This window comes from Kitasatospora gansuensis, from assembly GCF_014203705.1.
Lineage (GTDB): Bacteria > Actinomycetota > Actinomycetes > Streptomycetales > Streptomycetaceae > Kitasatospora > Kitasatospora gansuensis.
This window is the reverse complement of record NZ_JACHJR010000001.1, coordinates 261269-278018: the sequence shown is the minus strand read 5'-3', so window position 1 is coordinate 278018 and position 16750 is coordinate 261269. Positions and strand designations below refer to the sequence as shown.

Sequence of the window (16750 nt, the reverse complement as noted above, 5' to 3'; positions counted from 1 at the left end):
AGGTGGCCGGCGCGGAGTCGTCATTGCCGAGGTGTTCGGCGGGCGGAGAATCGGGCGGGAGCGGAGGAGTTACGGCATGAGTACGGCAGCACACGTCCCTGGGGACCGTGTCGAGATCATTGAGGGAGTCGTCACCTCCAAGTCGGCGTCTTGGGCGCACGAGAACGCGGTCGGCTTGGTGCGTGAGCAGATCGGCCCCCGGGTGCGGGAGCTCGGACTGCTGGCTGGATCGGGGTACTTGGACCTGCCCGGGTCGGAGAACTGGTTCATCCCGGACCTGGCGGTGGTGCCGGCCGAGCTGGCGGCGACGTCCGAGGGCGCGCTGGTGCCGGACCAGACCCTGCTGGTGGTGGAGGTGACATCGCCGTCGAACGGGGAGACGGACCGTACGGTCAAGCGCCGTCGGTACGGGCAGTACGGCGCCCCCGTCTACCTGCTGGTGGACCGTCAGGAGCGCCAGTGCACGGTGTTCACCGAACCGGGGCGCCTGGGGTACGAGAGCGTGGACGGACCGCACCCGTTCGGGACGCCGGTGCGGCTGCCCGTGCCGTTCGACCTGGAGATCGACACCGCAGGGATGTGACGCGGCGGGTGCGGCCGGGCAACTGGAAGCGCAGCGCGAAGACCTGTCCCGGCGTCAGGGGGGTGTCATCACGCCGAGTCAGCAGCCCGGGCCGATCGGTGCAGACGATGTCAGGGCGAGCGCGGCGATCCGCAGTTGCTCTGCCCACGTCCGTGGGCCACGTTCCATCGTGTAGTCGAGACAGCATCCGGATGGCCGGATCAGCATCACGAATGATCGCTCCTCCGCAGTTTCGACCTTCGTGTCCCGCCAGTCGCCCATCGGCAGGTCGGTGTGAGCTGTTTCTCCGGCGACGAGTCTCGCTGCCAGTCGGCGCAGGCCGTGGCGCTGCGCCAGGTTCGGGTCGGGCAACTCGATCCCGGACTCCATGAGTGCTTGCCCGAACGCGTTGCGGAGGTCGAGGGTGTCCGCAGTGCGCGGCCAGCCGGCAAGCTCGCACAGCGTCGGGGTGTCCAGACCGGCCGCGAGCGCCTCAGCGGCGATCATCGGCAGGTCCTCCGGGCGGATCTCGCCCGCCTGATAGCGGCACGCCACCTCACCCAGAGCCAGGAGACCGCCCTGAGCTGGGGTTTTCGGCTGTGCTGTTGTCCCTGGTGCTCCCATGGCTCCTACAGTGCCAGCTGGTCAGGGGCGGGGCGAGACGCACCACCTGGCCGAGCAGTACCACCAGGCCTTGCCCGAGGAGCGGGCAGCAGCTCCACCGGCGGCTTGGCGCCCCCGCCGCCGGTGCCGGCCTTGGTGAGCCGTGCGGTGCGCGCCGGCCGGGATGTTGGCAGGCCCGCTGCGGCGTGTGTTTGGCGCCCCTACTATGGCGGCACCAAGTCGAGCTATCCCGGGGGTAGTTGTGTGGTTGGTCCCGATCCTTCTGTTGCTCTCCGTCGTTGCTGTGGGCCTGGTTCGGGCTTGGATTCGTAAGGGGGCGGTGGAGTTCTATCGGGCCGAGCGGGAGAACGCTGACGGTTCCCTGGCCGACCTCGATGTGTACCAACTCGCCCGGCTGGCGAAGACGGTGAAGGCGACCGTCCTGGTGGGGATGTACGAGCAGGGCCGGCTGGTCGCCTCCACCTCGGGCACCGTCACGGTGGTCGACCCGGAGCCCCGGGACCGGGTCGAGGCCGCACTGATCGAGGCGGCCGGACCGACCCGCACCGTCCGGATCACCAAGCTGTTCGAGGCGGACCTCGGCCGCGACGCCGAGCGGGACGCCGAGTTGGCCCGCCGCGGGTTACTGGAAGACCGGGAGCTGTACGACCGGGTGGCCGGCCCCCGCGCGTCCGCCGCCCGGCTGGTGGCGGTCCTGGTGCTCCTGGCGGGGGTGGTGTCGGTGTGGTGGTCGGTCGCCCAGGGCAAGGATGTCCTTCGGCCGGCGGCGTTCTTCGTGGCGATCCTCAGTGTGGCGATGAGGTCCGTGTTCCGGTGGCCGCCGCTCCGGAGGTTTCCTACGGACCTGGCCGACCGGTTGCTCGCGGCGGCCCGTGCCGATGTGGGGAAGGCGGTGGGCGCAGGGGATGCGGGAGATCCGCCGCTGGTGCGGGCGGTGGCCCTGCATGGCCTGTCCGCCCTGCCGAAGGACCACGACTTGGTGGTCGCCACCGCCACTGCCGAGGCTGAGGACCGGCGCACCTTCGATGAGTTGATGCGGCGACACCGGGAGGCCGCCGAGGGCCAGGCCCGGAAGTACTGAAGTCGATTGGGTGATGTCGGTCAGCTGTCCATGACCAGGTCGGTGCCGGTGAGGCAGCCGTCTATCAGGTGTGGTCGGTACTGGATCTGCTCGAGTTTGCGCTTGACGGCCCGGGGGAGCTGGTCGAGGTTGGCGGCGGTCTTCACCCGGGCCAGAGTCCACCGCTGATCCGACCAGCCGTGAACCAGCAGGCCACGCTCCAACTCCCGCTCCAGTCTGGTGATCTGAGCATCGCTGAGCCGAGGCCGCCCCGGTGATCCCTTCGACAGGCCCTCGGCATCGCCGCGCTCGCGCCACTGCCGGCGCCACCGCTCCACCGACCGCTCGCTGACCCGCAACGCGGCAGCGATCTCCCGGTTTCTCTCCCCGCGAAGCGCCGCCCTGCGCCTGTCTCACACCCCAGAGCTACCGCAACGGCCCCGCCACCGTCAGGCAAACAGCTCCGACATCACCCAATCAAGTTCAGTACCTTCCCTACGAGTTCGCTTCCGCGGATGGCCTCACCATCCGCTATGTCGAGGACATCTGCTGAGCCCGTACTCAAGTGGTAGAGGCTGAACGGCAAATCTCAAACCTGGCATGGGGCGGCAGACCTATCACGTATGTCGTGAGCCAGAACTCGTACGCCCGATCCGCACCGATCGAGATGGTTCAGGCTGCTTCGCGACGATCGTTTCGCTGGGAAAGCCCTCACTGACACTCAGTCAGGAGATAGCCGCCGTTGGGATGTTGGCCCCTCACCTGCCACTCCGGCTGCGACCCGCCGAGCGTTATATCCGATGGGACAGGCATCGGTGCGATCAGGGGTGTCGATCTTGTGGTTTCGGCCCAGGAATGAACTCCCCAGGTGGCTATACGTTTGCGCACCAACGAACTTCAGCACGAGGGAGCACCACTGTGCGCGTCCTTTTCACCGCCCCCGCCTCGGTCGGCCACATCTTCCCGTTGGTCCCGGCCGCGCAGGCCCTGCGGGCGGCCGGCCACGACGTCCTGTTCGCGGGGCAGACCCCGATCGAGCAGCTCCGGAGCACCGGGCTGCCCGCCGTCGACGTGGGTGACGGGACGGATGTCCGGGCGGCCTTCGCCCGGGTCCTGCCCGATGTTCAGTTCGCGGATGACGAGCGGCCGGACGACGAGACGATGGCGCTGGCCGCGCGGGGGTTCGCCGAGCACGGGCGGGTGACCATCGACGGGTTGCTGGCGGTGGCGGCGCGCTGGCGGCCGGACGTTCTGGTGCACGCCCCGTTCCAGGCTGCCGGGCCGCTGGTGGCCGCGAAGCTCGGCATACCCGCGGTGGTGCACAACTTCGGTGTGTCGACCGGCGGGATGCCCGGCCTGCTGGCCGAGTTGCTCGCGGACGAGTACCGGGCGCACGGTCTGGAGGGCCTGGCCGAGTCCACCGTCCTGGACGTGGTTCCGGCCTCGCTCGGTGGGGACGGTGGCGGCTGGCGCGTCCGGTACGTGCCGTTCAACGGTGGCGGGACGGTCCCGGCGGACCTGACCGGGCGCGGTGGGCGGCGGCGGATCGCGGTGACGCTGGGCACCGTGGTCACCGAGTGGGAGGGGGTCGGACACGTCAAGCGCCTGCTGGAGCAGGCGGCGGGCCTCGACGCGGACGTCCTGCTCGCGGTCGGCGACGCGGACCTGGCGCCGCTCGGCGAGCTGCCGGCCAACGTCCAGCCGCTGCCGTGGGTGCCGCTCGCCCAACTGCTGGGCGCCTGCGACGCGGTGGTGCACCACGGTGGCTCCGGCACCATGATGACGGCCGCCGCACTCGGCGTCCCGCAGCTGATCCTGCCGCACGGGGCGGACCACTTCATCAACGTCGCCGCCGCCGAGACGTACGGCTTCGCCCTGCGGTCGACGGCGGAGGCCGTGGACGCGGACCTGCTCGACCGGCTGCTCACCGGCGAGGCGCTGCGGAAGTCGGCGGGCGCCATGCGGGCGGAGATCGAGGCCATGCCGTCCCCGGCCGAGCTCGTCGCGAACTTCGAGTCGCTGCTCGCCTGAACCGCCCGCTGGTCGAGGACGGGCACACGTCCGTGCCCGTCCTCGCCGAGCGGCGCGTACCCTCCGGTCGCGGAGCCCGCGCAAAAACCTGTTGGCGGGGCACGGCGGTCGCTGCTACGTTTCCGGCGGCCGTGCGAGAGAACGAGGAGGTGGTACCCGTGAACGCAGTATCGACGTGGGTGCTCCTCTCCGGGGTCATGGTCGGGCGATAGGTCGTCCGGGAGCGCCGTATCTGAGCTCTCCCGAAAGGCACGACCATGCACTTCACTTCCGAACAGCGCCTCGACGACGGCGTCCTCGAGCGCGAGTTCACCCTCGGCGAGATCCCCGGCACCCTGTGGACGCCCGAGTCCGCTGTGCCGGTCCCGCTGATCCTGATGGCCCACAACAACGGCCTGCCCAAGCGGGACGCCCGGCTGGTGGCCCGGGCCCGGCACACCGCGGCGCACGGATACGCGGTGGCCACCATCGATGCCGCCGGGTGCGGTGACCGGCCCCGTTCCGCCGCCGACGAGCAGGCTCGCGCCGAGCTCCGCCGGGCGATGCAGGCCGGTGAGCCGGTCGACGAGATCTTCGAGTCCTTCATCGGCCCGCTGGTCGAGAATGCGGTCCCGGACTGGCGGACCACCCTGGACGCCCTCCTGACGCTGCCCGAGATCGGCGGCCCGGTCGGGTACTCGGGGTGGACCGCCGTCGGCGTCCGGCTGGCGGCGGTGGAGCCGCGCATCGCGGCCGCCGGTCTGTTCGCCGGGGGTTTCGTGCCCCGCGCCCAGCGCGAGGAGGCCCGGCAGGTCACCGTTCCGCTGCTGTTCCTGCTGCAGTGGGACGACGAAGGGAACCCCCGGCAGCGGGCCCTGGACCTGTTCGACGCCTTCGGCAGCAAGGAGAAGACGCTGCACGCCAATCTGGGCGGGCACATCGGCACCCCGTGGTTCGAGCTGGAGGACGGCTGCCGGTTCTACGACCGGCACCTGAAGTAGCACCAGGCCGTCAGCAGACGGCAGGCAGCTGCACAACCGCCCCGACCCGCCGGTCCCGGCCGGTCGGGGCGGACCCCGTACGCCTGGTGGGCTGAGCACGTCAGCGGACTACGGCCGGTCGCGGCGGGCCAGCAGGTAGCCGCGGCGGGTCTCGGCCTCCTGGGGGTAGTTGGTGCGCTCCAGGCGGGCTTCGACCGTGAAGCCGGTGCTGGTGAGCGACTCCTCGACGGTCGTGAGGTCGAGGAAGTGGAAGTCCACGTCCACCGGGTGGTCCCACCACTCGGTCAGGTGCCTGACCTCGGTGCCGAGGTGGAAGGCGAGCAGCAGCAGGCCGCCGGGGCGCAGGGTGCGGTGGATCTCGGTGAAGGCGGGGCGCAGTTCGGCCGGCGCCAGGTGGATGACCGAGTAGAGCGCGATCGCCGCGCCGAACTCGCCGTCCGCCGCCGGGAGATGGAGCAGGTCGCCCTCGCGGAACTCCAGCTTCGGGTGCTCCCGGCGGGCGATGCCGACCATCGCGGGGGAGAGGTCGACGCCGACCGGGCGGGCGCCCTGTTCGGCCAGCCAGCCCGCGATGTGGCCGGGGCCGCAGCCCAGGTCGGCGATCGGGGTGCCGGGCTCGGTCTGTTCGATCAAGGCCGCGAGGAGGGCCCGGTCGAGCGGCTTGTGGGCGAGCTCGTCGCCGATCCGGCGCCGGTACTCCTCGGACACCGTGTCGTAGCTGCGCCGGACCGGGCCGTGTGCTGAGGTCTCTGACATCACCTCAGGATCGCAAACGGCCGCTGCGCCTCGGCGGCCAGGGTCCGACGCGGTGTCAGAATGCCGTGGGGGTCGGCTCGGTGAAGGGAAATGCGGTGGAGGAGCTGTCGGCGATCCCCGAGACGGCGTTGTGGACGCTGTACCACCGGGCAGTGGAGGCCCGGCGGCCCGGTACGCCGTACCCCGACCCGAAGGCGGTCGAGCTGGTCGAGCGGCTGGACTACCCGTTCGCCGAACGGTTCGGCAGCGGCAAGGGCTTCGCCAGCCGGCTGCAGGGCGCCCGGTGCGGCCTGTTCGACCAGGAGGTGGCGGACTTCCTGCGGCGCTGCCCGCGCGGCACCGTGGTCTGCCTCGGCGACGGCCTGGAGACCCAGTACTGGCGGGTCGACAACGGCCGGGCCCAGTGGCTGACCGTCGACCTGCCGGAGGCCGTCGAGCTGCGCGAACGGCTGCTGCCCCCCGAACCGAGGCAGCGCCTGCTGGCCTGCTCGGCGACCGACCCGGCCTGGTTCGGCGAGGTGGACCCGGCGCTCGGTGTGCTGATCGTCGCGCAGGGCCTGCTGATGTACCTGGAGCCCGCCGAGGTGCGCGAGCTGTTCACCCGCTGCGCCGAACGCTTCCCCGGCGGGACGCTGCTGTTCGACGTCGTACCGCGCTGGTTCTCCACCATGACCAAGGCGGGCCGGGCCGACCGGCGGGGGTACAAGGTGCCGCCGATGCCCTGGGGCGTCCGCTCGCACGAGCTGCTGCGGGACGCCCGGACGGTGCCGCTGGCCGGCCGGTTCGGCTGGCTGTTCCGGGTGCTGGCCCTGGACCTGCCGGACCAGCGGGCCCGGATCGTCGGCACGGTCGGTCTGGCGCTGGCGCTGCGCCGGGGCTGAGCCGTGGAGTACCGAACGGTCAGGCCAGGGCGCCGAGTTCGTGGGTGTAGAGCCAGTCGGTGGACCGGGTGTAGAGGTGTCGGAACACCAGCGGCATCACCAGGTCGTTGACCCGGCGGCCGACCGGGCCCGCGGTCTTGGCGTCCCGGTTGGCGGCGGCCGCCTTGAGCATCCGGCCGATCCGGGCCCGGCGGAGCCGCTCGTACTCGGCGAGCGAGCCGCCCCGGCCCAGCACCTGGGCCAGCACCACCGCGTCCTCCAGCGCCATCGAGGCGCCCTGTCCCGCGCCGACCGGATGGGCGGCGTCGCCGACCAGGACCACCCGGCCGCCGTGCCAGGCCGGTACGGCGGGCAGCGTGTGCATCAGGGTCGGGCGGTGCACCTCGGTGGTCGCCCGGAGCAGGGCGAGCGGCAGTTCCTCGTGCCGGTACACCCCGGCCAGCCGGGCGGGCCAGTCGGCGAGCGGGACGGCGGCCAGGTCCGGCGGCTCGGGGGTGGCGACCTGGGCCGACCACCAGGTGGAGCCGTCGGGGGTCGGGAGGTGGACGAAGGCGCCGTTGCGGCCGAAGGTCATGTTGAAGCAGGACGGGTCACCCGGCACTCCCTCGGACCGGCCCGAGACGCTGTACAGCCCCGCGTACGCCGGGTTCGGCGCGGCCGGGTCGAGCAGCGTACGGGTGGCCGAGCGGAGACCGTCCGCGCCGACCAGCAGGTCGGCCTCGGTGGCGGAGCCGTCGGCGAACTCCGCCCGTACGCCGCCCTCGTGCTCGGTCAGCCCGGTCAGGCGCTGCCCGGTGCGGACCGTGACGCCGGCCCGTTCGGCCTCGGTGCGCAGCGCCTCGACCAGCTGACCCCGCATCAGGGTGACGCTGCGCAGGGCGTCCCCGGCGAGCCGGCCGCGCGGCATCGCGCCGAGCAGGCGCCCGGAGGCGGACCACATCCGCTGCTCGGCCACCTCGAAGCCGCGCCGCTGCACCTCGGGCAGGCAGCCGAGCACGTCCAGTGCGCGCAGTCCGTTGGAGGCCAGGCTGAGGAAGGAGCCCACCGGCCCGGCCGGGTCCGGGTACGCCTCGTGCACGGTGACCTCGGCGCCGGTCCGGCGCAGCGCGATGGCGCTCGCCGCTCCGGCCACGCCGCCGCCGATGACGGTGATCCGCATGACAACCTCCTGAATCATGATTCGGTGAATCTCTATTCGGTGAAACCGGGCTCAGTATGCTGAGGCCCGGAGCGTGGCGTCAAGAGGACAGGGAGTGGACCAGGTGGGAGTGCGCAAGGAGCGGGCGGCCGAGACCGAGGCGGCCCTGAAGGAGGCGGCCCGGCGGCTGTTCGTCGAGCACGGCTACCTGAACACCAAGATCACCGACATCACCCGGGCCGCCGGGCGGGCCACCGGCTCGTTCTACGACCACTTCGCGAGCAAGGACGAACTGCTCCAGGCCCTGTTGCGGGAGATGGGCGAGCAGGCCGACCAGGCGATCGCCGCCGACGGCCACGACCGGGAGCACGACCTCTCCGACCAGGAGCAGCTGCGCGCGCACCTGGCCGTCTCCTGGCAGGTCTTCCGCGACCACCTCCCGGTGGTGATCGCGCTGACCCAGTCGACGATGGCCGAGCCGCCCGGTTCGGGCCGGGCCTGGGCTGCGCTGGCGGCCGAGACCGCGGTGTTCCGCGACCACCTGGAGTACATGCGCGAACAGGGCCACCGCCTGCCGGGGGAACCGGAGTTGGTGGCCGCCGCGATGGGCGGCATGCTCTCGATGTTCGGCTACGCGGTGCTGACGGCGGGTGAGCACGGCCCGGGCGCCACCGACGGGGAGATCGTCGACACCCTCACCGCGCTGCTGCACCGCGGGCTGGCCGGCGGCGGGAACTGACCGGGGTGGGGAACTGACCGGGACTCCGGGACGTGACTGTTACCGGGTGGATCGGCCGACCGGGTTAGGCTGCCCTGAACTCTTCATGACCTTGCCGACTCTCCCGACCCTCGCGACTCTCGCCGACCGAGCGTCCTGCCCCGGAGGTATCCGACCTTGCACATCGACGTATGGCTGGAGAGCGTGCCACCGAACGCGGTGTACGCGCTCGTCGGCGTGATCATCCTGCTGGAGAGCCTGGGCATCCCGCTGCCCGGCGAGATCGCGTTGGTGACGGCCTCGGTGCTGGCCGCCAGCGGCGTGGTCAACCCCTGGCTGGTGGCGGCGTGCGCGATCGCCGGTGCGATCATCGGCGACTCGATCGGCTACTCGATCGGGCGCAAGGGCGGCAAGCCACTCTTCGAGAAACTCGGCCGGAAGTTCCCCAAGCACTTCGGCCCCGATCATCTGGCCACCGCCGAGCGGTCGTTCCAGAAGTGGGGCATGTGGGCGGTCTTCTTCGGCCGGTTCATCGCCCTGCTGCGGATCTTCGCCGGGCCGCTCGCGGGCTCGCTGAAGATGCCGTACTGGAAGTTCCTGATCGCCAACGTGCTCGGCGGCGTCATCTGGGCCGGTGGCACCACCTGGCTGATCTACACCGTGGGCAAGGCCGCCGAGCAGTGGCTGAAGAGCTTCTCCTGGGTCGGCCTGATCCTCGCCGCGCTGTTCGGCGCCGGGTCCGCCTGGGTGCTCAAGCGCCGGGCGGCCAAGCACCGGGCCGAGCACCCGGAGACCTCGGGCGGGCAGCCGGCAGCGGAGGGCGAGGCCTCGGCGGAGGCCGGGACCGAGGCCGTTCCGGCTCCTGCGGCTGACTGAGGGTCGGCTGACGAAGTGCCAGCGTGACCGGCCGCCGGTGATCCCCGCACGGGGGTCACCGGCGGTTCGCATTCCAGTACTAAGGTGTTGGTTGATCACCGAGGGACTGACACGACGGACACGGAGGATCGCAGTGGGCCAGGAGCAGTGGACCAAGGTCGACGAGTACTTCAGTGCGCAGCTGATCGGCGACGACCAGGTGCTGACGGCCGCGCTGGCGGCCGCCGACGAGGCCGACCTGCCGCAGATCGCGGTCGCGCCGAACCAGGGCAAGCTGCTGCACCTGCTGGCCAGGACGGCCGGGGCGAAGCGGATCCTGGAGGTCGGCATGCTCGGCGGGTACAGCACGATCTGGCTCGGGCGGGCGCTCCCGGCGGACGGGCAGCTGATCACGCTGGAGATCGACGCCCGGCACGCCGAGGTGGCCCGGCAGAACCTCGAACTGGCCGGACTGGGCAAGCAGGTCGAGGTCAGGATCGGCCGGGCCGCCGACACGCTGGCGGCGCTCGACGCCGAGGGAGTCGAGCCGTTCGACTTCTACTTCATCGACGCCGACAAGGTGAGCAACCCGGACTACGTGGCCTGGGCGATCGAGCACGCGCACCCGGGCACCCTGATCGTGGTGGACAACGTGGTGCGCGGCGGCGCGGTCGCCGACGCCGACAGCACCGACCCGAGCGTCCTGGGCACCCGTCGGCTGCACGACGAACTTGCGGCCTCGGACCGGGTGACGGCGACCTCGATCCAGACGGTCGGCACCAAGGGGTACGACGGCTTCACCCTGATCCGGGTGGAGCGGTAGTTCAGCAGTAGTCGGTTTTAAGGAGCACGGAATGCGGATCGGACTGTTGGGCACCGGCCCCTGGGCACAGCGGGTGCACGCACCGGCCCTGGCCGCCCACCCGGAGGCGGAGTTCGCCGGGGTGTGGGGCCGACGGCCCGAGGCGGCCGAGGAGTTGGCGGCTGGTTACGGCGTGCCCGCGTTCGCCGACGTCGAGCGGCTGCTCGCCGAGGTGGACGCGGTGTCGATCGCGCTGCCCCCGGCGGTGCAGGCCGAGTACGCGGTGCGGGCGGCCGAGGCGGGCAAGCACCTGCTGCTGGACAAACCGGTGGCGCTGACGGTCGATCAGGCGCGCGGCGTGGCCGCGGCGGCCGAGCGGGCGAAGGTCGCCTCGGTGGTGTTCTTCACCCTCCGGTTCGGCGCCGACCAGGCCGCCTGGCTGGCCGAACAGGCCGCGCGGGGCGGCTGGTTCACCGCCCGGGCGGAGTGGTTCGGCTCGGTCTTCGCGCCGGACAGCGCCAGCCCGTACGCGGACTCGCCCTGGCGGCGGGAGAAGGGCGCCCTGTGGGACGTCGGCCCGCACGCGCTCTCGATGCTGCTCCCGGTGCTCGGCGACGCCACCGAAGTCACCGCGGTGGCCGGGCCGTTGGACACCGTGCACCTGGTCCTGCGGCACGTCGGCGGCGCCTCCAGCACCCTGACGCTGAGCCTGACCACCCCGGTGGCCGCCGCCGTGGACGGAGTGGTGGTCGAACTCCGCGGCGAGGCAGGCCGGTTGGTGATGCCGGACCGGAACGAGAGCCCGCAGGCGGCGTACGCCCGAGCGGTCTCGGCGCTGCTCGCCTCGGCGGCGGACGGTACGGCGCACCCGTGCGACGCGGCCTTCGGCCTGCGGGTGGTCGAGCTGTTGGCGGAGGCGGAGCGGTCGTTGCGCTGATCAGTTTTGTTCAGAGGGGAGTTGACGCGGCCTCAGGCGCGGCGGGGAAAACGGTTCGCGGTGCGGGTGGAGCAGGTGGCAGGGTGCGATGCATGGCACCCCAGTACGAGATTCGAGCGGACTACGATGCCCACACGATCGTGGTCTACCAGGCGTACGCGCCTGCGATCGCCGACGCGGCGCTGCAAGCCGGCCGCTTCGTCGCGCCGTTCTCGTTCCACCGGATGACGTGGATCAAGCCCTCGTTCCCGTGGCTGATGCACCGCAGCAACTGGGCCCGTAAGCCTGGTCAGGAGCGTGTTCTCGCGGTGCGGATCACCCGGCAGGGCTGGGAGGCGGCGCTGTCCCGGGCCACGCTCACGACCGCCGACCCCGCAGCCGTGGCCCAAGCTGCCGTACACGTCCAGTGGGACCCGGAACGCTCGCCCCGCGGAGCGGCGCTGAACCACTACAGCATCCAGGTCGGCATCGGCCGCCACCTGATCCGCACCTTCGCCGACGACTGGATCGTCAGCCTCACCGACCTCACCCCGCAGGTCCGCAAGGCGGCGGCGCTGATACAGACTGGGCAGGCCGCCAAGGCCCAGCGGCTTTTTCCCGCGGAGCGGGTCTACCCACTGCCGCGGAGGTTGGAAGGTGCTCTTTCCCCGGGCAGATGACGGCCGACTGGTGAGCGGGCTGGCGGCAGCCCCGGACGGTACGAGCAGTACTTGGACCATCGCCGGAGAGCTTGTCGGCGAACTCCGGGAACGTCGCCCGTACGGCCGCAAGCTGGTCCTCCAGCGGACAGACCGTGCCCGCCTGGTTGCTCCAACCAGGTCACGGGTCGGGCGGGTTCGTTTGGCCGGGCGGGTGGCCGGTCATGGCTAGCTCGTTCCGGTCCGTTCCAGCCCGGGCGCGGGTTCGCGCGGGCAGTCTCTGGAGAGGGTGGCACCAGTGCCGTCAGCATCACGCCCGTACGCCCTTCGACGTCCTCGGCTGCGCTCCACCGTCGTCGTTCTGCTGGCCACCCTCGCTCTCACCGGGACCGCGCCCGCGCCGGCCCTCGCTCCTGTCGGACCGTCACCGAGCGGGGAGCACGAGTTGTGGCGCGGGTTGGCGGAGCTCGTCGGGGCGCCGGACGGGCCGCCCGGTGCGATCGCCGTGCTGCGGGTGGACGGCCGGACCGAGACCTACTCGGCCGGGATCGCCGAACTCGGCCGGCCCGAGCGGCCTCAGCCGGACGATCACATGCGGCTGGCCAGTGTCTCGAAGGCGTACAGCGGCGCGGTCGCGCTGGCCCTGGTCGACTGCGGTCTGCTGAGCCTGGACGACACCATCGCGCAGCGCCTGCCCGAACTCCCTTCCCACTGGGGTGCGGTGACCCTGCGTGACCTGCTCGGACATACCAGCGGCCTGCCGGACTACCCCAGTGCGCCGGCCTTCCAGGAACTGCTCGCGGCCGATCCGCATCGGGAGTTCGACTCCCGGAAGCTGCTGGACTTCGTGGCCGACCGGCCGCTGCAGTTCCAGCCCGGAACGACCTACCGGTACGTCAACTCCGACAACATCGCCGTCGCCCTGATGGCCGAGGCCGCGTCCGGGCAGCGGTACGAGGACCTACTGCAGTCGAGCGTGTTCGAGCCGCTCGGTCTGCACGCCACCAGCCTCCCGCAGGGGTACGCACTCCCCGAGCCGTACCTGCACGGCTACGCCGGTCCCCCGCCTGGTTCGCCGGAGCAGCCGGAGGACGTCAGTACCGCGCTCGGCATGTCCGGTCTCTGGGCCGCGGGTGGCATGGTCTCGACCCCGCGCGAACTGGCGACCTTCGCCGGCGCGTACGCGGGCGGGCGGCTGATCTCGCCGGAGACGCACGAGCAGCAGCTGAGCTTCCGCGACGGCGCCTCCCAGCCTTCCGGCCCCGGCCGTAACGAGGCGGGCCTGGCGGTCTTCCGCTACACCACCCGCTGCGGGGTGGTGTACGGCCACACCGGGAACTTCCTCGGCTACACGCAGCTCGCGGTGGGCACCCCGGACGGCCGCCGCAGCCTCTCGTTCTCCGTCACGAAGCAGCTGGGCGACACCATCACTCCTGAGTTGGTGGCTCAACTCCGCGCGGTTCAGGAGGACTTCGTCTGCAAGCTGCTGGAGGACTAGACGGTGGTAACTGAACTCCGTTGTCCGGCGGCAGCGGTGTGTGGCACAGTCCCCGCACATGAGTCACGCGACCGCTTATCCCATCTTGAGAACGACGGATCTGACCGAGGCCCTGGCCAAGGCCCGCAGAGTGCTGCGGATCGCCGACTTGAGCGAGACGGAGGTCTTCGCCCGCGCGAAGCTGGCCACCGTCGAGGAACTGCTGACCGTGCGGGCGGCGCTCCCCGGGGCCTGGTACAGCGCGGAGTACGGCACGGTCGGGGCCGACGGTGAGCCCCTCCACGGGCTCCTGGACGAGGAACTGCCCGGCGACGCCGACAGCCTGGCGCGACTGCTGCCGCTGGAGTTCACGCAGGAGGGGCAGCCGCTCGGTGCGCTTCCCGACGGCTACGAGGCAGCGTTCCTGTCCGCCGTGGGAGCCGGGCCCGCCTCACTGGAGTGGTGGTGGACGCGATGGCCCGCCGTACCGGAACTCGACCTGCAGCCGGGGGCGAAGCACGCCGAGGTACAGATCGCCGTCCACAGTGCTGACCTCTACTGCGAAGTCCCGGCCGACACCCACACCCTCTACGTCCACGTCGGACCGCACGAGGCCGCCCGCGCCGACTGGATCGCCGCGCAGGCCGGCCTGCACGTCATCGGCCCCGGGGTGTGGGACGGGTAGTGGCTCTCAGCGGGCGAGGGAGACGGCGAAGGGCTTGAAGCCGTTCCGGCGCAGGACGTGGGGGACCAGGAGGATCATGGCCTCGGTGGCGCGGGCCGTGGTGATGCCGCCGAGGTCCTCGATCCATCCGGGCTGCCAGCCCAGGTCGCCGAGCAGGCCGGCGACGGTCTCCTTCGCGTTTTGGTCGTCGCCCGAGAGGTAGGCGGTCGGGGGAGTGGCCAGGGTTTCGGGAGCGGTCATGACCATGAACAGCATGGTGTTGAGGGTCTTGACCACGCGGGAGTCGGGGAGGGTGGCCTGGAGTTGCTCGGCGAGGCTGCTGCCGGGGTAGCAGAGGTCGCCGGGCAGGCCGTCGTCGGCGTCGTGGGTGGCGTTGGAGACGTCGACGAGGAGCTTGCCGGAGAGTTCGGCGCGCAGGTCGGCCAGGTGGGCCAGGGAGGTGTGGCCGGGCGTCGCGTTGATCACGATGTCCGCGGTGCGGGCGGTGGTGCGGTGGTCGGCGAAGGCGATCTGCGGAGCGGTGCCGGCGGAAAGGGCTGCGGGTGAGTCCCGGTCGCGCACGCCGAGGGTGACGTGGTGTCCGGCTGCGGCGAGCTTTCCGGCGAGGTTGGCGCCGACGCGGCCGGCGCCCAGGATGCCGATGCTGGTCATGAGGTGATGCTCCTTGAGGTGGGGAGAACGCGGGTGTTGGGTCAGGCGATGGGGGACAGGACCTCGAGGGCGGCGGTGTGGATGCCGGGGGCGGTGGCCAGGAAGTCGCGGCTGCCCGTGTTCCAGGGCGCGCCCGCCAGGTCGGTGACGGTGCCTCCGGCCTCGGAGACCAGCAGTGCACCGGCGACCAGGCCGGAGCGGACGTCGGAGAACTGCCAGAAGGCGTCCGTGCGTCCGGCCGCGACGTGGATGAGCTGCATCGTGGCGGGCACGGACACGCGCACGACCAGGCCGTTGACCAGCATGGCGGTGACCGAGTCGCCGATCCGCCGGAGGGTGCGCTCGTCCTCGCCGGGCCTGGCCTGGCCGGTGCCGACGAGCGCGGCGCCCAGATCGGTCTTGGCGGACACCTGCAAGGGCCGGTCGTTGAGGTGGGCGCCGCCGCCGGCGACCGCGGTGTAGGTGTCGCCGGTCAGCGGCAGGTGGACGACGGTCAGCACCGGCCGGTTGTCGCGGACCAGGGTGGCGGTCACGGCCCAGTCCTCCAGGCCGTGCACGTGGTTGATGTTGCCCTCGGCGGGGTCGACGACCCACCATTCCCCGGCCGGGAGCGCACCGCCGGCCAGCTCGTCCTCGGCCCACCGCGATCCCGGCCGGGCCCGCAGCAGCGGCTCCCGCAGCACGTCCAGGACCGCGGCGTCGTTGGCGTGGATCTCGGCGACGACCTCGTCCAGGCTCACGCCCCGGGCATGCGGGGTGTGGCGGTCGCGCAGGGTGAGGCCGGCGGTCCTGACCGCGGTGGTGACCTCGGAGAGGAGGGTCGGGCCGGCGGCGAAGGGCATGGCTGTGCTGTTCATGGTGGGCTCCTGGGTTCGATGTGGGCGGAGAGTCTGTCTCGCGCCTGCACTTCGAAGGTAGGCCCGCTGATGATTAACAGCAAGTGCATGCTGTTCACTTGTAGAGTTACTGGCATGCAACTGGATCTGAACCTGCTCATGGCCCTGGACGCACTGCTGGAGGAGGGCAGCGTGGCCGGCGCCGCGGCGCGGCTCCACGTCACCGCGCCGGCGATGAGCCGCTCGCTGGGCCGCATTCGCAAGGTCACCGGTGACCAGATTCTGGTCCGTACCGGCCGCAGCATGGTCCCCACCACCCGCGCGCTGGCCATGCGGGCCCAGGTCCACGCCCTGGTCCAGCAGGCCCACCAACTCCTGTCCGCGCAGCAGGAACTCGACCTGGCAGCCCTGGACCGGGTGTTCACCGTGCGCTGGCACGACGCCCTGACCGCCGCCTGCGGCACCGCCCTGATCACCGCCGTCCACCGCCAGGCCCCCGGCGTACGGCTGCGCCTGTCGGCCGAACCCGGCACGGACGACGCCGAGTTGCGCCGGGGTGAGGTCGACCTCGAATCGAGCTCCGGTGTTCCGGCGTTCCCCGACATCCGCCACCGCCTGGTCGGCAGCGACCGGCTGGTCCTCGCCGTCCGACCGGGTCACCCGCTGACCGAAGGCCCGCTGAGCATCGAGCGGTACGCGGCCGCCGAACACCTCACCATCTCGCGCCGCGGTAGCCTGCACGACCCGATCGACGACGCCCTGACGACCCGTGACCTCGAACGACGCGTCGTCGCCGCCGGGCCCACCGCTGCCTTCGCCCTGCAACTCGCCCGCGACACCGACCTGGTGGTCACCGTCCCCGACGCGGTCACCCGCGCGGCCCGGGCGCAACTCGGCCTGGCCACATTGCGGCTGCCACTTCCGCTGCCCGAGGTCCCGCTGTACCTGCTGTGGCACCAGCGCTACGACGACGACCGCGCCCACACCTGGCTGCGGGACCTGGCCACCGCGACCGTCCAGGCGCTCTTCGCGGCGCCGGACGCGGGAGCTGATTCCCCGTGAGCATCAGCTGTTCGTGCGAGTGACTCCGTCAACTTCGGTGCACCGCACAGGAATCCT

At 71.6% G+C, this 16750-nt stretch carries 18 protein-coding genes and 1 pseudogene; 13 read left to right on the top strand and 6 right to left on the bottom strand.

Translation table 11 applies throughout. The features are described from left to right. Positions 1 to 76 precede the first annotated feature (76 nt). Positions 77 to 583: a Uma2 family endonuclease gene (locus F4556_RS01370; RefSeq protein WP_184910908.1), complete on the top strand. Its 507-nt coding sequence runs from the start codon at positions 77 to 79 to the stop codon at positions 581 to 583. Positions 584 to 661: 78 nt separating this feature from the next. Here F4556_RS01370 and F4556_RS01365 read toward each other — a convergent pair whose 3' ends face one another. Beyond that, entirely contained in the window at positions 662 to 1069 is a 408-nt protein-coding gene (locus F4556_RS01365; RefSeq protein WP_184910906.1) for a hypothetical protein, read from the bottom strand. Positions 1070 to 1349: 280 nt separating this feature from the next. Between F4556_RS01365 and F4556_RS01360 the strand changes: the two genes are divergently transcribed. Next, positions 1350 to 2267, top strand: coding sequence for a TIGR04222 domain-containing membrane protein (locus tag F4556_RS01360; protein WP_313068102.1), 918 nt, complete (start codon positions 1350 to 1352; stop codon positions 2265 to 2267). A gap of 137 nt (positions 2268 to 2404) precedes the next feature. On the opposite strand, the pseudogene F4556_RS37790 reads toward F4556_RS01360, so the two are convergent. After that, a pseudogene (locus F4556_RS37790) lies at positions 2405 to 2638 on the bottom strand (helix-turn-helix domain-containing protein); the annotation flags it as partial. 526 nt (positions 2639 to 3164) lie between these two features. Between F4556_RS37790 and F4556_RS39310 the strand changes: the two are divergent. Together F4556_RS39310 and F4556_RS01345 are read left to right on the top strand one after the other, a co-directional pair. Continuing rightward, positions 3165 to 4277 carry a nucleotide disphospho-sugar-binding domain-containing protein gene (locus F4556_RS39310; protein ID WP_184910902.1) on the top strand — a complete coding sequence of 371 codons (1113 nt, stop codon included), beginning with the start codon at positions 3165 to 3167 and terminating at the stop codon, positions 4275 to 4277. Between the two features lie 257 nt (positions 4278 to 4534). After that, positions 4535 to 5257 carry a dienelactone hydrolase family protein gene (locus F4556_RS01345; protein ID WP_184910900.1) on the top strand — a complete coding sequence of 241 codons (723 nt, stop codon included), beginning with the start codon at positions 4535 to 4537 and terminating at the stop codon, positions 5255 to 5257. Between the two features lie 108 nt (positions 5258 to 5365). Here the strand turns inward: F4556_RS01345 and F4556_RS01340 are convergent, their stop codons facing one another. After that, on the bottom strand, positions 5366 to 6013 hold the full coding sequence (locus F4556_RS01340) for a class I SAM-dependent methyltransferase (protein ID WP_184910898.1): 648 nt from the start codon (positions 6011 to 6013) through the stop codon (positions 5366 to 5368). A gap of 95 nt (positions 6014 to 6108) precedes the next feature. On the opposite strand from F4556_RS01340, the gene F4556_RS01335 reads away from it, so the two are divergent. Next, a complete protein-coding gene (locus F4556_RS01335; protein WP_184910896.1) occupies positions 6109 to 6894 on the top strand; it encodes a class I SAM-dependent methyltransferase in 786 nt (261 codons plus the stop codon). Between the two features lie 19 nt (positions 6895 to 6913). On the opposite strand, the gene F4556_RS01330 is transcribed toward F4556_RS01335, so the two are convergent. Then, positions 6914 to 8053, bottom strand: coding sequence for an FAD-dependent monooxygenase (locus F4556_RS01330; RefSeq protein WP_184910894.1), 1140 nt, complete (start codon positions 8051 to 8053; stop codon positions 6914 to 6916). Between the two features lie 103 nt (positions 8054 to 8156). On the opposite strand from F4556_RS01330, the gene F4556_RS01325 reads away from it, so the two are divergent. From F4556_RS01325 to F4556_RS01295, 7 genes are all read left to right on the top strand, one after another. Continuing rightward, positions 8157 to 8771: a TetR/AcrR family transcriptional regulator gene (locus F4556_RS01325; protein WP_184910892.1), complete on the top strand. Its 615-nt coding sequence runs from the start codon at positions 8157 to 8159 to the stop codon at positions 8769 to 8771. A gap of 156 nt (positions 8772 to 8927) precedes the next feature. Beyond that, a complete protein-coding gene (locus F4556_RS01320) occupies positions 8928 to 9626 on the top strand; it encodes a DedA family protein (protein WP_184910890.1) in 699 nt (232 codons plus the stop codon). A gap of 133 nt (positions 9627 to 9759) precedes the next feature. Beyond that, positions 9760 to 10428 (top strand): O-methyltransferase, encoded by a 669-nt coding sequence (locus F4556_RS01315; RefSeq protein ID WP_184910888.1) that lies wholly within the window; start codon positions 9760 to 9762, stop codon positions 10426 to 10428. Between the two features lie 31 nt (positions 10429 to 10459). Beyond that, positions 10460 to 11344: a Gfo/Idh/MocA family protein gene (locus F4556_RS01310; RefSeq protein WP_184910886.1), complete on the top strand. Its 885-nt coding sequence runs from the start codon at positions 10460 to 10462 to the stop codon at positions 11342 to 11344. 92 nt (positions 11345 to 11436) lie between these two features. Continuing rightward, the gene (locus F4556_RS01305; RefSeq protein WP_184910883.1) at positions 11437 to 12003 is read left to right on the top strand and encodes a DUF4291 domain-containing protein; all 567 of its coding nucleotides are present in this window, start codon (positions 11437 to 11439) and stop codon (positions 12001 to 12003) included. Between the two features lie 277 nt (positions 12004 to 12280). After that, positions 12281 to 13480: a serine hydrolase domain-containing protein gene (locus tag F4556_RS01300; protein ID WP_184910881.1), complete on the top strand. Its 1200-nt coding sequence runs from the start codon at positions 12281 to 12283 to the stop codon at positions 13478 to 13480. Between the two features lie 85 nt (positions 13481 to 13565). Beyond that, complete coding sequence (locus F4556_RS01295; protein WP_184910879.1) at positions 13566 to 14144, top strand: hypothetical protein; 579 nt, start codon at positions 13566 to 13568, stop codon at positions 14142 to 14144. A gap of 6 nt (positions 14145 to 14150) precedes the next feature. Here the strand turns inward: F4556_RS01295 and F4556_RS01290 are convergent, their stop codons facing one another. Beyond that, complete coding sequence (locus tag F4556_RS01290) at positions 14151 to 14840, bottom strand: NADPH-dependent F420 reductase (RefSeq protein WP_376775774.1); 690 nt, start codon at positions 14838 to 14840, stop codon at positions 14151 to 14153. Continuing rightward, on the bottom strand, positions 14837 to 15652 hold the full coding sequence (locus tag F4556_RS01285; RefSeq protein ID WP_246510941.1) for an inositol monophosphatase family protein: 816 nt from the start codon (positions 15650 to 15652) through the stop codon (positions 14837 to 14839). Before F4556_RS01285 ends, F4556_RS01290 begins: the two co-directional genes overlap by 4 nt. Before the next feature lie 114 nt (positions 15653 to 15766). Between F4556_RS01285 and F4556_RS01280 the strand changes: the two genes are divergently transcribed. Continuing rightward, complete coding sequence (locus F4556_RS01280) at positions 15767 to 16693, top strand: LysR family transcriptional regulator (RefSeq protein WP_184910875.1); 927 nt, start codon at positions 15767 to 15769, stop codon at positions 16691 to 16693. Positions 16694 to 16750: the final 57 nt, after the last annotated feature.

Excerpts from the sequence above, each read along its gene's own strand:
- F4556_RS01370 (WP_184910908.1), top strand. The coding sequence starts at position 77 with ATGAGTACGGCAGCACACGTCCCTGGGGACCGTGTCGAGATCATTGAG.
- F4556_RS01365 (WP_184910906.1), bottom strand. The coding sequence starts at position 1,069 with ATGATCGCCGCTGAGGCGCTCGCGGCCGGTCTGGACACCCCGACGCTG.
- F4556_RS01360 (WP_313068102.1), top strand. The coding sequence starts at position 1,350 with ATGTTGGCAGGCCCGCTGCGGCGTGTGTTTGGCGCCCCTACTATGGCG.
- F4556_RS01345 (WP_184910900.1), top strand. The coding sequence starts at position 4,535 with ATGCACTTCACTTCCGAACAGCGCCTCGACGACGGCGTCCTCGAGCGC.
- F4556_RS01340 (WP_184910898.1), bottom strand. The coding sequence starts at position 6,013 with ATGTCAGAGACCTCAGCACACGGCCCGGTCCGGCGCAGCTACGACACG.
- F4556_RS01330 (WP_184910894.1), bottom strand. The coding sequence starts at position 8,053 with ATGCGGATCACCGTCATCGGCGGCGGCGTGGCCGGAGCGGCGAGCGCC.
- F4556_RS01310 (WP_184910886.1), top strand. The coding sequence starts at position 10,460 with ATGCGGATCGGACTGTTGGGCACCGGCCCCTGGGCACAGCGGGTGCAC.
- F4556_RS01305 (WP_184910883.1), top strand. The coding sequence starts at position 11,437 with ATGGCACCCCAGTACGAGATTCGAGCGGACTACGATGCCCACACGATC.
- F4556_RS01285 (WP_246510941.1), bottom strand. The coding sequence starts at position 15,652 with ATGAACAGCACAGCCATGCCCTTCGCCGCCGGCCCGACCCTCCTCTCC.
- F4556_RS01280 (WP_184910875.1), top strand. The coding sequence starts at position 15,767 with ATGCAACTGGATCTGAACCTGCTCATGGCCCTGGACGCACTGCTGGAG.